Below are 13,209 nucleotides of genomic sequence, written 5' to 3'. Positions count from 1 at the left end.
GTTTTATGGCAGTTATCTCATTAAGCGATGCCCAATTGGCATTCGGTCACGTTGCTCTGCTTGATCATGCAGAGTTTTCCATAGAGGCAGGCGAGCGGGTTGGGTTGATCGGGCGTAATGGCACCGGCAAGTCTTCGTTGCTGAAAATTATTGCCCGCACATCCAAGATTGATGATGGGCTGCTAGTGATGCAGCAGGGCATCAAGATTGCCTATGTTGAGCAAGAACCGCAGTTTGACCAGACTCTTAGTGTATTTGAAGCGGTGGCGTCTGGCCTGGGTGAATTGCCTGCCCTGTTGCAGGAATATGAAGCGTTGACTGGCCAGTTTGGCGGTGACAATGATGATGCCCTGATGGAACGCATGCATGACATCCAGGTGCAACTGGATGCGGCGGATGCCTGGAGCCTGGGCAACAAGGTGGAAACCACACTGGACAAGCTGAACCTGTCCAAAGACGCCATCATGGGTACGCTGTCGGGTGGTATGAAAAAGCGCGTGGCACTGGCCTGTGCGCTGGTCAGTGCGCCTGATGTCTTGCTGCTGGATGAACCAACCAACCATCTGGATTTTTCATCCATACAATGGCTGGAGGGTTTGCTGAAAGACTTTAAAGGCAGCGTGCTGTTCATCACCCATGACCGCAGCTTTTTGGATAATGTGGCCACCCGCATCATTGAACTGGATCGTGGCAAGCTGACTTCTTTCCCTGGCAATTTTACGACTTACCAGACACGCAAAGCAGATTTGCTGGAAAATGAAGAAGTTGAAAACGCCAAGTTTGACAAGTTTTTGGCGCAGGAAGAAATCTGGATACGCAAGGGTGTCAAAGCCCGCCGCGTGCGTGATGAAGGCCGTGTCAAGCGTCTGGAACAATTGCGCCTGCAACGCACTGCCCGTCGTGACCAGCAAGGCCAGGTCAAGCTGGATGTAACTTCTGGCGAACGGTCAGGCAAGATCGTGGCGGAACTGGAAAACGTCAGCAAGCGTTTTGGCGAGAAAGTGATCATCGACGATTTCTCCAGCATTATTTTGCGTGGCGACAAAGTGGGCCTGATCGGCCAGAACGGTGCCGGTAAAACCACCCTGCTGAAACTGATACTGGGGCAAGACGAGCCAGACAGCGGCACCATCAAGCAAGGCAGCAAATTGCAGATCGCTTACTTTGACCAGATGCGTGCGCAACTGAATGAAGAAGCCAGCCTGGCCGATACCATTGCGCCGGGTAGTGACTGGGTAGAAGTGAATGGCCAGCGCAAGCATGTGATGTCGTATCTGGGTGACTTTTTGTTTGCGCCTGAGCGTGCACGGTCCCCAGTTAAATCGCTGTCTGGTGGTGAACGCAATCGCCTGTTGCTGGCGCGCCTGTTTGCCAAACCGGCCAATGTGCTGGTGCTGGATGAACCGACCAATGATCTGGATATCGACACGCTGGAACTGCTGGAAGAATTGCTGGAAGAATATACCGGCACCGTCTTCCTGGTCAGCCATGACCGTACCTTCCTGGATAATGTGGTGACCCAGGTTATCGTTGCTGAAGGCGAAGGCCAGTGGCGCGAATTTATTGGTGGCTACACCGATTGGGAACGCTATCGCAGCACCGTGCCAGCCGTCAAAGCCAGCAAGGCAGAACAAAAACCCGCCGTGGCAGCTGTATCAAGCATGAGCGCGCCGGCAGCCGCCAAGCCGAAGAAACTCAGCTATAAAGAACAACGTGAACTGGAAGAATTGCCCAAGCAAATCGCTGCACTGGAAGCCGAGCAAGCATTCATTACAGAAAAACTGGCCGATGCCAATCTGTATAAAAACGGACCAGACCAGGCGAATCAATTGAATGCGCGCCATGCTGAGATTGATGAGCAATTGCTGGAAGCGCTGGAAAAATGGGAAGTGATAGAGGCGAAGAGTAAGGGCTGAGTTTGCGTTGCGTAAGATCTGACAAAAACACGCTAGTAAAATCACCCTGGCAGAAATGAAAAAACGACGCCCGCTTCATGCGCGGCGTCGTTTTTTTATGCTTTCAAAGCAAACCGTCGCTAATCCCAACTCCAGGTAAATCCCAGGCTGATTGCATTTGGTACAGGCTTGCCATCCACCAACGTGGGTGCAAAAGAGCCGTTGCGGAAATAGTTTTCAACGATACGCAGCAACATGGTTTCGGTAGGGAAAACCGTGCCGTCAATGCTGGTGAGTGATTGCGGTTTGACGCTGCCCGCAACCTGCGTCACCTTGGTGACTATACCTTTTTCATCGAAGGCAATTTTGTAGGTGGTTGAGCCGTTGAGGTTTTTGTTATCAAATATTCTTGGGTAATAAATAAATGCCTTGCCGGGCGTAAAACCCTGCACTGCAGGCTGCATTGCCCCACCCGGCGCATCGGCCTGCGCCAGTGCTTTTTGATAGACAGACTTGGTCACGCTAAGCCTGAGCATGGTGGCAGACAGCATGGCAGCTGACTTTTCGACATGGCCGTCGTAAATAGCGCGGCTGGTCACCCAGATTGACTCACACAGTTCTTGCGGAGTGGATGGATTGTAGCCATAAGAGAAGCGACCTTCGATACGTTTTTTATCTTCCTCTGGCCATTCTTTGGCGAGAGCAGGCAGGGTTTTCATGGCCACCTTGGCGATAAAATTGGAATCCGGCTTTTCACCTGGGCGGGGATTATTCTGTCGTGCAAATTCACGCGTCAGTGCGTTAGGCAAGGCCACGGCCAGTTTGCCTGCCTGTGCAGCGATGAGCTTTTCGGCTTCGAGCCTGACGGTATCGGCAACCTGCGCTTCGGTCCGAGTGCTGCATTGCTGGCGGTCCATGGCATACATGGCATTGCTGCGGTTCAGACGCCACAGCAGTTTGATGGTGTCATCGTCAAGCAGGTCCAGGCTTTCAGTGAAGGCTTTATGGTAGTGCCTATGCCAATCTGATAGCAAATCTTCCATCACGCTGGCCTGGTTTTTGGCGAGCCAGGCGCGCATATTGTCGCGGTAGGCAGCTTCTTTCCACAAACTGTCGAGCATGGTGTGCGCCAGACTGTTGGAGATTTCATTGGGTAGAATCGGCACGATGAAATAGCTGTTTTCAGTATCCACCTGCTTATGCAAATAAGCCTGCAGTTGTTCTGCACTTGGCTGGGTGATAGCCGATGCATGCATCGCCAGGCCAGAAGCAAAAACCAGAATCGCCGCTTTTAAGGTACGCAAAGCCATTAAAAAAACTCCGAAAGAAAGGAACACATAGTTCATTCACAACAAACCATACTGCATTGCACAAACTGCATTGCAGTATGTGTAATGCACAAAGACCACACCTGAGTGCGCTGGCATTCTATCAAAAAATATATATCCTTAAGGAAATACCGTGTTGGGGGAAAAAAAGCGGGCTGTTTTTCTGCACGATCTGCTTGACAGCAGGCCGCACTGCGTGTTTTCAAGAATGACACTTCACAAGCGCGGCGCCAAAAGAAAAACGACAGGCAATCGCTAGTGATTGCGCGTCGTTTTTTACTTACTTTGTAGTACTTGTAGTACTCAGCTTGCGGCCATGTGCCGCCACACTTATTTTGCTGCTGGTGCTGCAGCCTTGGCTGTGCTTGTGACTGCTGCGGCCTTGGTGTCAGTTTTAAGATTGGTTTTAACTTCGGCTTTAACTTCAGGTTTGGCTTCGGCTTTCACATCTGCTTTAGCATCGGTCTTGCCCTGGGCCAGTTTTTCATGGGCGGCGTGCTTGGCATGTTTTTCATGCTTGGCCACAGCCTTGTCGCTTGTTACTGTCTTGGTTTCTGCCACTACAGGTGCGGCTGCCGTAGCTGTGGTAGCAGTCGTTACGGCTTTCGCTGGTGCAGCCGCAGGTGTTGTTGTGGTGACTGCGGCGGTGACTGCTGTGGTAACTGTTGCGGGTGCTGTGGCGGCCACTGCAGGCGTCGCAGCCGGTGTGACTTTTGCGGTTGCTGTTACCGGTGTTTGAGCAAATGCGCTACCCATCAAAACAGTGGAAGCGATCAAGGCAGTAAGGAGCTTATTCATGTGATATTCCTTCAATTATGTGAGCGATTTATTTTACTTTTTTAACCGGCAGCGTCTGCTGCCGGGGTACTTATTTGTTGCGAACGATTGCTACAGGTAGTGGCTTATTTCGAAGCGGCTGTTGCAGAAGCAGATGCTGGTTTTGCCTCATCTTTCTTGACTTCTTTTTTAGTGTGCTTGGTGTGTTTTGCATGCTTCGTTGCTTTTTCTGCTGCCACTGCTGGCTTGGTTTCTGCTACTGGTGCGGCTGGTGTCGATGCAGTAGCAGATGCAGTAGCTGCGGTCACTTTGGCTGCCGGGGCAGATTTTGCGACGCTGGCAGCAGCGGCGGCAGTGGCTGGTTTAACAGAAGCACTGGCCGATGCGCTGGCTGGTGTTTGTGCAAATGCGCTACCCATCAGAACGGTGGAAGCGATGAGGGCGGTGATCAGTTTGTTCATGATAATTTTCCTATTCGTATTTGGGTTGGTTTGCTTTATTTTGCTTTGCGTAGTCAGCCTACGTAAGCCAAAAACGCCAGCCGACACATCTGCGTTGACGCAAAAAACCACAGCGCAGGCGGCTTAGTGTTGTTGTTCTAAACGGCAGGCTTTTGTCAACCGCAAGGCAGGTTCATGCGTTACGCGCGTAGGAACATAAAAAAACGACGCCCGCCAAATTGCAGCGCCCTGTAGGGTGCACCATGTGCACCGTGCCCTTCCGCCGGTTGTTGTCTTCCTTCGTATTCATGAATGTGGTGCCGTGCAAATGGTGCGCGCAGCGCACCCTACGAATCATTGGTCACAACCGCATCAAGCTTGGCGTCGTTCTGTTTTTTAGAATGCGGGTAACGATACCCAAAAAAATTGCCACGCCCTGTAGGGTGCACCATATGCACCGCGCCCTTCCGCCGGTTGTTGTCTTCATTCGTATTCATGTATGTGGTGCCGTGCAAATGGTGCGCGCAGCGCACCCTACAAACCATTGGTCACAACCGCATCAAGCATGGCGTCGGTCTGTTTTTTAGAATGCGGGTAACGATACCCCAAAAAATTGCCACGCCCTGTAGGGTGCACCATGTGCACCGCGCCCTTCTGCCGGTTGTTGTCTTCCTTCGTATTCATGTATGTGCTGCCGTGCAAATGGTGCGCGCAGCGCACCCTACGAACCATTGGTCACAACCGCGTCAAGCATGGCGTCGTTCTGTTTTTTTAGAATGCGGGTAACGATACCCCGAAAAAATTGCCACGCCCTGTAGGGTGCACCATGTGCACCGCGCCCCTCCATCAGGTGTTATCTCCTACGGCACGGCCCCCTGCAGATCATCCTCCTCACCGGTGAAAAATCTTCATCTCGTTGACCATCTCGTCATGAGATATTTCTCGCCTGTTCCATGCACAATCTGCAGTAAAAAATCAAAGATATAAAACAAGGAAAGATAGCCATGAAAAAAGTCGCATTGGTCACTGGTGGCAGTCGCGGTATTGGTGCTGCCACGGCGCAGCAACTGGCGGCTGCCGGGTATGCGGTGTGCATCAACTATCTGCATAATCACGACGCCGCGCAGCAGGCGGTGCAAGGCATACTTGTGCAAGGTGGCACTGCCATTGCCATACAGGCCGATGTGGCGGTAGAAGCAGAGGTCGTGCGCCTGTTTAGCGAGCTGGATCAGCAACTGGGCAGGCTGGATGCGCTGGTCAATAATGCCGGCATACTGATGCAGCAATGCCGGCTGGAAGATTTGACGGCAGAGCGCATCAACCGTCTGTTCAGCACCAATGTCACCAGCTATTTCTTGTGCTGCCGCGAAGCGGTCAAACGCATGTCAAGCAGGCATGGCGGCCAGGGCGGTGCCATCGTCAATGTGTCGTCGGCGGCGGCCCGGCTGGGCTCACCGAATGAATACGTCGATTATGCCGCCACCAAAGGGGCCATAGATACGCTGACCAAGGGCCTGTCTGTGGAAGTGGCCAACGAAGGCATACGCGTCAACTGCGTGCGGCCCGGTCTGATCTACACCACCATGCATGCCGACGGCGGCGAAGCCAACCGGGTGGAAAGACTGAAAAGCGGCGTCCCCATGCAACGTGGCGGCACCCCTGACGAAGTGGCGGCTGCCATCGGTTTTTTACTGAGCGACGCCGCGTCTTACATCACGGGCAGCTTTGTGGATGTATCTGGGGGCCGATAATCAGGCGTGTTGACCCGTGGGAAGCCTGCCTGCCAGGGTGGGCAGGTCCCTTCTTGCCTGTATAACAATAACGATGCTGACGTATAAACTAAGTTTCACCTGAGTTTCGCCTCAATTCCTGACACCCAGCCCTGACCTGTTCTTGTCCTCGCCCCAAAAAAGCGCATTTTTAACCCCGCGCTATTTCATCATTCCCGCCAGCATTGTTGCAGTTTCACAACCACTTTATGCGACGCAATCATTTCTTTTTGGTTATGTGAATATCCTTTTTTGTCTATAAAAAAACAGATTTTCGTAAAAATCAAGGTGAAAAATAGAGAAGATTTACCAAAGGACAATGGCTTATTGTTTTTGACATATTGTTAAACAATGTCAATAATCGGCCTCTTGTTACAAAGCGACATATTGCAGTCAAGCTACTTTTTTGTCGTTCGTTTTGTCGTTCGGTAAGGTCGTTTAATTTTTGAGCAGGACCAATAGTCTTGCAGGTGCTTTCGCCTGCGAGTGGGACAACTATTGCCTAAAAAAATTGCAATGCCAGGAATTTGATCAATTCCTGGCATGCAAGTCGGAGCGGAAGGGCAAGCCTCGCGCAGTTTGCACGGATGCTCACATTGGGGGAGGGCCAAGGCGGTGCTTACACACCGCTTTGGCTTACGCACCCATCCCGGATTCAAACCATATCGGGGATGGGTGACTGAGCTTGGCCGGCATCGCTAAAACGGTGCCGGTCATATCTTCGCATCAAAAAAAGGAGAAAAGTAATGCGTATCAGCGGTAATTTCAAACTACTATCCGGTGTCTCGATGGCTTTGGCCATGCTGTGCGGCACTGCCCAGGCACAATGGGCACCGACAGCAACCAAGGCCACCAGAATACCGACGACCGTGTCATCGACATCGGTGGCCACACTCATGCAAGCGGGTTCGCCCACGCATGTGGTGGTCGCGCTCAAGCTGCGCAACAAGGCAGCACTTGACACGCTGACCACGGGCATCCTGAACGGGAAAAATGTCAGGCCGATTTCCAGTGCCGATTTCATGGCGAACTATGCACCGACAGCAGCACAGGTGCAGGCCGTGGTTGATCACTTGAAAAACAGTGGCTTCATCAACATCACCGTGTCAGACAACCGCACGCTGGTGAGCGCCGATGGTGCCGCCTCGACGGTCAAGACCGCCTTCAATACCGATCTGCATACCTACTCGGTAGGAGGACGTACTGTCCAGGTCAACCTGAGTGATGCACAGATACCGCAAGCGCTGTCAGATACGGTACTGGCTGTGCATGGTCTGCAAAATCTGCATACCTATCACACCCACCTGGTCCGGCCTAACGCCAACACGCTGGCCAGCACGGGGCATAACCCTACCGAGTTTTCTGCCATCTATAACGCCAGCGGTTTGCCTAGCGCGGTGAATGCCACCATCGGCATCATCACTCAAGGCAGCATGACACAAACGATTGCTGATCTGAACACCTTCACCAGCCGTGCCGGTTATCCGACGGTGAACGTGCAGACCGTTACCATCGGTGCTGCCAGCTCTGACACTGCCGGTGTCGGTGAATGGAATATGGATACGCAAGATGCCCTGGCAACGGCAGGTGGCACGATCAAAAAAATGATCTTGTACACAGCAAACACGCTCAATGATGCCGACATCACTGCTGCCTATAACCGCGCTGTCACCGACAATGTGGCCAAGGTCATCAATGTGTCTTTGGGTGAATGCGAAAACGATGCACTCAACTCTGGTGTCATGGCCAGTAATGACCAGATCTTCCAGACCGCTGTAGCACAGGGCCAGACCTTCTCGGTTTCGTCCGGTGATTCGGGTGCCTATGAATGCGGTGGCCCTGGTACGTCGCAAAGCTATCCATCGGTATCACCCTATGTGATTTCGGTGGGCGGTACTTTGCTCAATACCTCGGGTACGACCTGGGTATCTGAATCGGTCTGGGCTTGCACCACGGCAGCCAGTTGCCAGCAAACCGCCAACGGTGGCGCTGGTGGTGGGCCATCCCTGAATGAATCAGCACCAAGCTGGCAAACAGCTGCGGGCATTTTGGGGACGTCTACCAAACGCGGCACGCCAGATATTTCATTCAATGCTGATCCGGCCAGCGGTGCGCTGGTGATTATCAGTGGTTCCAACCAGCAGATCGGTGGTACCAGTCTGGCAGCACCAATCTTCACAGGCTTTTGGGCACGTGTGCAATCGATGAACAATAACAGCCTGCCCTTCCCTGCTGCTGCGATTTACCAAAAAGCAGCCAGCACACCGGGCATGTTCCACGACATCACTTCTGGCAGCAATGGTGGCTACACCGCCAAGGCCGGCTGGGATTATGCCAGTGGTTACGGCAGTCTGAACATGGCAAATTTTGCGTCGGCCATGGGTTCAACAACGCCACCACCACCTAACACCCTGACCAAGGATGTTGCAGTCACGGGCTTGTCTGTCACTACCGGCGGTAACCTGGTCTATACATTCTCTGTACCGACTGGTGCCACCAACCTGACATTCAAAACCACGGGCGGTACAGGCGATGCGGATCTGTACGTGCAACTGGGCTCCACACCTACGACCACGACTTATCTGCAAAAATCGGACGGTTCCACCAGCACTGAAACCATCACCATCGCCTCACCAACAGCAGGCACCTACTATGTCCTGCTGAATGGCTACACTGCTTCTAGCGGCATCAACCTGGTGGCTAGTTACCAAACTACCACACAGGGTAATGTACTGGGCAATGGTGTACCTGTTACAGGCATCACCCTGGCATCGGGTGCCACTGCGGTGTACACCTTCGTTGTGCCTGCTGGCAAATCATCGGTGACTTTCACAACCAGCGGCGGTACAGGTGATGCTGACCTGTATATCAAACTGGGTTCTGCACCTACGACCTCGTCGTATCTGCAACGATCCAACGGTACCAGCAGCAATGAAAGCATCACTGTTACATCACCTACCGCCGGTACGTATTACGTCATGGTGAAAGCCTATAGCGCCATCAGTGGCGTGACTTTGCTTGCGACAGATTAAGTGAAGTGAACATGCTGTAATTGTTTTTGCAGCAGTATCAGATAAGGTCTCAGGCAATTGCCTGGGACCTTATTTTTTTACCTGCTACCTGACTATGATTACCTCTGATTACCTCTGGCCGCATATTCTCGGCCACCCTCACGCAAATATGGTGCAGCTTCCAGCAAGGCTGTGGCCAAAGTCAGGTCCAGTCCACGGTTGGCACCGGCGACAAAGGCGACCGCATTATTGAGTTCCTTGATGAATCCTCTATAAATGCAAATATGAATGCAGTTCCTTGATTGGAAGTGCGGGGGTTTGCCGGGTTTGCTGGGTTCGCTAATCGCTGCCGCCAGTTGATTGGTGCAGCCATGTGCGTACGATGCGCACTACCTGTTGCGCGTTGTCGTGTTGAATAAAATGACCGACACCGGGAATGGTTTGTATGCTCAGTGCATTGTCCACCCATTGCCAGACATCGTTCAGACCGGCAGGCAAGGCATAGGGGTCGGCCAGGCCATGTATCAACAAGGTGGGTACCATCACTTTGGGTGGCATGTCGCCCGGCATGAAATACGGTTCTGCTGGCCAATTGACGCGGTAATAATGCAGCATGGTTTCCAGCTTCGACATCGCCATGGCCTGGTCATGCCGGCGTTTGAAAGCAGCATCCTTGATCCATGTGCCAAGGCCCGATATGGGTAGTTGCAAATGCGATTGCGGCTGCCGGAATGCACGCACATAATCACTGGCAACACGCTGCTGCGGGTTGTTACTCAGCTCGCGTGCGATGGCCCAGGGGTGCGGCATGTTCAGCACGATCAGTCTTTCCAGCCAGGGCCGTGCCTGCATCGCCGCATGCCAGGCAATGAAGCCGCCCCAGTCATGCCCTATCAATGTTGCCTTACCCGCCCCTTCATGCTCGACCACGGCAGCCACATCGGCCACCAGTGCAGCGGGCAGGTAGGCTTGCGGGTCAGTCGGTGCATCGCTGAGGTGATAGCCACGCAAATCAAGTGCGACCACACGGTGATCGGCACACAAATCCGCCATCACCTGCCACCAGCCCAGCCAGTGATCAGGAAAGCCATGCAGCAGCACCAGCAAGGGCCCCTGCCCCATCGCCGAGTAATGAATGCGGACACCATCGTTATCCACATAATGATGTTCGGCAATGACTTCAAATGCAGTCAGCAAAGCTTCCGCATCGCGGTCTGCATGGTCGATCTGATGTACTGCCTTGCTCGCACTGTTCATGATCTCTTGCTCCGGCCAAGGTGGCTACCAAGCCAATTAGATGATAATCATCATCTTATTGGTGTCGATTATGATCTAAAAATCAAATGCATGTCAAGCGGGAGTAAAAACCTGTTTTACCTCCATAAAAAATACCCCTTAGACAAGTAAGGGAATTCGTCGATGTGGCAGATTTTTCTTCTGGCCCAACGCACCATTCGACTATGCGCAGTGCTAAAGTAATAGCTTTATAACCTCAGCACAGGTTTACCACCATGCGTAACCATCCTCTTTTATCGTTCGTCGCTCTCTGGCCGTTGCAAGCCCTATTGCAAGCCCTATTGCTAGCCCTGTTGCTGATTGGAGCCGCCTTGCCCAGCCAGGTGATGGCACAAAAAATGTACCGTTGCGGCAGCAGTTATCAGGACAAGCCTTGCGACAACGGGCAAAAAGAAAAAGTCATCGGCAAGGCCGTGACTGCGACGTCAACGGACAAACCAGCGCTAGACCTTAGTTGCGTACAGCGTGGCGAAGAAGCCAAGAAAGTCATCTGGATGCGTGAAGGCGGTGCTCAGCAAGACAAATTAATGCAAGAAGCAAGCACAACAGAACGCCGCAAAGTAATCGCCGATGTGTATGCCCAGCGCGGCAATGCCCTGGATATACGCGCCCGCATAGAAAGCGACTGCATGGTAGAAAAAGAAAACGAACGCAAGTTTGGCACAGCCCTTGTCACAGAAGACCCGGCCAAACGCACACAAGCCGCCGAACACAAAGCCAGCCAGGGCGAAAGCCCGGCAGACGCCGCCAAACGCGCCAGCGCCGACGCCGCCCGCGCCAAGGCCCTATGTGACGATGTGCGCAAGCAACTGGCATCCGTCCAAGCTGCACAACGCACCGGCGGCCAGGGCAGCGCCATGGATGAACTGACACGCAACAAGCGTGAAATAGAAAGCAACCTGAAATCAATGGGCTGCGATGCTGCGCCTAAAACTACGATGCAATAAGTGATGGCAATGAAATTACGACTATTCTTAACAGGCGCTGCCTTTACCCTGTCCATATTGATGCAGGCCGGTGCCTATGCGCAAAGTCAACCACCGCGTTGGGTGATGGCCGACGATGTACGGGTGCGGCAGGGACCAAGCCTGGATAAAAAGATCATAGGCACGCTACAACGCGGTGCCGAATTGATTTTGAAAGACAAAAATGAATACGATGGATTTTGCTTCATTGAAGGTGAAGGACAATATGGCTATATCGCCTGCAAATACCTGAGTGTCACACGTATCGCCCGACCCAAGGCAGGCGAAGGCGGAATCGATGCGGCACAGCGCTGGGTCAGCGGTACTGCCCTGACCTTGCGCGAAGCACCGCGCGCTGATGCGCCTGTCATCAGTCGATTGGCGCTGAACACGATAGTAAAATTAGTACGTGAAGAACCAGGCAGCGGCTATTGTGAGGTTCAACCCGCGAGCGGTGCGCCTGGTTATACGGCTTGCCGCTATCTGGCGACCACGCCGACCGTGGTTGCGAATGTGCGTGGATACCGCCAGGCAGACGCACCACTTCCATCTGGCTACGACCCTGTGCGCGCTTTCTGGCTGGAACCGGGCTGGCGTGCACTGGAAGATTACGCTACCTACCTCAAAACAAGCCATCCCGAAATCCAGCCGCAAGGTCCTTGGCCGCGCGACGAAGCTCTGGAAAAAATGAAAGCACATCTGGCACTTGGGATAAAAGGGAAGAAGCCGGAACCGTTTGCGGATTGGCAGGAGATCAAGCGCAAGGCTGCACAAGATCTGACACTAAACAAAGAATCAAGCAAGTTGCAGGAACAGGGTAAAAAAGTTCCAGAAGAGGTCTGGAGGCGTGAAAAGTTGGCGGAAAGTACAGCGACTGAATTGCAATATCGAATAGGTATCTTCAGCGCTCAGTACGACCCCATCTCATCGTACGATGGCGTAGCCCGTATTATCCAACTTGTCCGCGGATTGGATTTTCCAAAAACGCAACCATCATTATTTCGGGATGAGTCCTCAATAGGGGCTCCCAGTACTGATACGGAGCAGGCCAGCGGGCGCTTTGATATTATATTTCGCCAACTTGTTACCGCTCGTCCTAAACCAAAAAAAGCTGAGGACGAGTCATCGATGTCAGGACTTTACGACATGTTCAAACGAACACAGTCGCTGGTAAAACCCGTTCAACGCGTTAAGCTATTTCGTGATGGCCGTTTAAGTAGTGAGACCACTTTGATGCGATCAAGTGACGATATCGTCAAAGATTACGATGGACCAGAATGTGCGGGTTACGTAATGGGTTTTGGATACGGTGATACGGATACCAGTATATGGCGTTACTTCGATATTGATCGGCCAAATACCAAAATTAGCCTGACTACTCATCAGGAAAGCTTAAAGCAGAATCCCGCCGGAAGTCTTTACTGGTTCTACACCAATATCAGCATGCCCTCCGGCCCTGCAACACATACAGAAACACCAATGAAACTGGATAGAAAAAGTACCGGCTTTATCGGCGGCACCTATCTGTACTACGATTTGGATGGTGACGGCATTGTCGACATCGCTGTCTGGGAAGGACAAGGTAAAGGCCCTGGGCATTTAGAAGGACCTACGAAAACCGATGACCGCTGGTATCGCCTGGTGATGGTCAACATCAACGGCGCATGGAAGGTACTGGGCAGCGATACATTTTTATATGGATGCGGATGCTGAGGAAGTAAATCAATC

General features: G+C 52.6%; 11 protein-coding genes. 5 read left to right on the top strand and 6 right to left on the bottom strand.

All coding sequences use genetic code 11. The features are described from left to right. Window positions 1–5: 5 nt before the first annotated feature. Window positions 6–1,916 carry a ribosomal protection-like ABC-F family protein gene (abc-f, locus tag ACO0K9_RS26230; protein WP_422990032.1) on the top strand — a complete coding sequence of 637 codons (1,911 nt, stop codon included), beginning with the start codon at window positions 6–8 and terminating at the stop codon, window positions 1,914–1,916. Window positions 1,917–2,035: 119 nt separating this feature from the next. Here the strand turns inward: abc-f and ACO0K9_RS26225 are convergent, their stop codons facing one another. The 5 genes from ACO0K9_RS26225 to ACO0K9_RS26205 all read right to left on the bottom strand — a co-directional run bounded on the left by ACO0K9_RS26225 (window position 2,036) and on the right by ACO0K9_RS26205 (window position 5,124). Then, window positions 2,036–3,205 (bottom strand): hypothetical protein, encoded by a 1,170-nt coding sequence (locus tag ACO0K9_RS26225; protein ID WP_422990030.1) that lies wholly within the window; start codon window positions 3,203–3,205, stop codon window positions 2,036–2,038. A 348-nt stretch (window positions 3,206–3,553) separates the two neighbouring features. Next, window positions 3,554–4,021, bottom strand: a complete 468-nt coding sequence (locus tag ACO0K9_RS26220) for a hypothetical protein (protein WP_422990028.1) — start codon at window positions 4,019–4,021, stop codon at window positions 3,554–3,556. Window positions 4,022–4,125: 104 nt separating this feature from the next. Continuing rightward, complete coding sequence (locus ACO0K9_RS26215) at window positions 4,126–4,461, bottom strand: hypothetical protein (protein WP_422990027.1); 336 nt, start codon at window positions 4,459–4,461, stop codon at window positions 4,126–4,128. Between the two features lie 326 nt (window positions 4,462–4,787). Continuing rightward, entirely contained in the window at window positions 4,788–4,937 is a 150-nt protein-coding gene (locus ACO0K9_RS26210) for a hypothetical protein (RefSeq protein WP_422990025.1), read from the bottom strand. A gap of 37 nt (window positions 4,938–4,974) precedes the next feature. Beyond that, the gene (locus tag ACO0K9_RS26205; RefSeq protein ID WP_422990023.1) at window positions 4,975–5,124 is read right to left on the bottom strand and encodes a hypothetical protein; all 150 of its coding nucleotides are present in this window, start codon (window positions 5,122–5,124) and stop codon (window positions 4,975–4,977) included. A gap of 320 nt (window positions 5,125–5,444) precedes the next feature. On the opposite strand from ACO0K9_RS26205, the gene ACO0K9_RS26200 reads away from it, so the two are divergent. Next, the gene (locus ACO0K9_RS26200; protein ID WP_422990021.1) at window positions 5,445–6,191 is read left to right on the top strand and encodes an SDR family oxidoreductase; all 747 of its coding nucleotides are present in this window, start codon (window positions 5,445–5,447) and stop codon (window positions 6,189–6,191) included. A gap of 764 nt (window positions 6,192–6,955) precedes the next feature. Further along, window positions 6,956–9,241 carry a pre-peptidase C-terminal domain-containing protein gene (locus ACO0K9_RS26195; RefSeq protein ID WP_422990019.1) on the top strand — a complete coding sequence of 762 codons (2,286 nt, stop codon included), beginning with the start codon at window positions 6,956–6,958 and terminating at the stop codon, window positions 9,239–9,241. Window positions 9,242–9,559: 318 nt separating this feature from the next. On the opposite strand, the gene ACO0K9_RS26190 is transcribed toward ACO0K9_RS26195, so the two are convergent. Further along, a complete protein-coding gene (locus tag ACO0K9_RS26190; protein WP_422990017.1) occupies window positions 9,560–10,477 on the bottom strand; it encodes an alpha/beta fold hydrolase in 918 nt (305 codons plus the stop codon). A 254-nt stretch (window positions 10,478–10,731) separates the two neighbouring features. On the opposite strand from ACO0K9_RS26190, the gene ACO0K9_RS26185 reads away from it, so the two are divergent. Both ACO0K9_RS26185 and ACO0K9_RS26180 read left to right on the top strand, forming a co-directional pair. Then, window positions 10,732–11,463: a hypothetical protein gene (locus ACO0K9_RS26185; protein WP_422990015.1), complete on the top strand. Its 732-nt coding sequence runs from the start codon at window positions 10,732–10,734 to the stop codon at window positions 11,461–11,463. Between the two features lie 3 nt (window positions 11,464–11,466). Beyond that, window positions 11,467–13,194: an SH3 domain-containing protein gene (locus tag ACO0K9_RS26180; protein WP_422990013.1), complete on the top strand. Its 1,728-nt coding sequence runs from the start codon at window positions 11,467–11,469 to the stop codon at window positions 13,192–13,194. Window positions 13,195–13,209: the final 15 nt, after the last annotated feature.

The sequence above is a fragment of the Undibacterium sp. Ji50W genome (assembly GCF_049340445.1).
Classification (GTDB): domain Bacteria; phylum Pseudomonadota; class Gammaproteobacteria; order Burkholderiales; family Burkholderiaceae_D; genus Undibacterium.
Note: the sequence above shows the minus strand (reverse complement) of the source record. Positions and strands in the feature narration are given on the sequence as shown.

Excerpts from the sequence above, each read along its gene's own strand:
- ACO0K9_RS26215 (WP_422990027.1), bottom strand. The coding sequence starts at position 4,461 with ATGAACAAACTGATCACCGCCCTCATCGCTTCCACCGTTCTGATGGGT.
- abc-f (WP_422990032.1), top strand. The coding sequence starts at position 6 with ATGGCAGTTATCTCATTAAGCGATGCCCAATTGGCATTCGGTCACGTT.
- ACO0K9_RS26195 (WP_422990019.1), top strand. The coding sequence starts at position 6,956 with ATGCGTATCAGCGGTAATTTCAAACTACTATCCGGTGTCTCGATGGCT.
- ACO0K9_RS26205 (WP_422990023.1), bottom strand. The coding sequence starts at position 5,124 with ATGAATACGAAGGAAGACAACAACCGGCAGAAGGGCGCGGTGCACATG.
- ACO0K9_RS26220 (WP_422990028.1), bottom strand. The coding sequence starts at position 4,021 with ATGAATAAGCTCCTTACTGCCTTGATCGCTTCCACTGTTTTGATGGGT.
- ACO0K9_RS26180 (WP_422990013.1), top strand. The coding sequence starts at position 11,467 with ATGGCAATGAAATTACGACTATTCTTAACAGGCGCTGCCTTTACCCTG.
- ACO0K9_RS26185 (WP_422990015.1), top strand. The coding sequence starts at position 10,732 with ATGCGTAACCATCCTCTTTTATCGTTCGTCGCTCTCTGGCCGTTGCAA.
- ACO0K9_RS26210 (WP_422990025.1), bottom strand. The coding sequence starts at position 4,937 with ATGAATACGAATGAAGACAACAACCGGCGGAAGGGCGCGGTGCATATG.
- ACO0K9_RS26225 (WP_422990030.1), bottom strand. The coding sequence starts at position 3,205 with ATGGCTTTGCGTACCTTAAAAGCGGCGATTCTGGTTTTTGCTTCTGGC.
- ACO0K9_RS26200 (WP_422990021.1), top strand. The coding sequence starts at position 5,445 with ATGAAAAAAGTCGCATTGGTCACTGGTGGCAGTCGCGGTATTGGTGCT.
- ACO0K9_RS26190 (WP_422990017.1), bottom strand. The coding sequence starts at position 10,477 with ATGAACAGTGCGAGCAAGGCAGTACATCAGATCGACCATGCAGACCGC.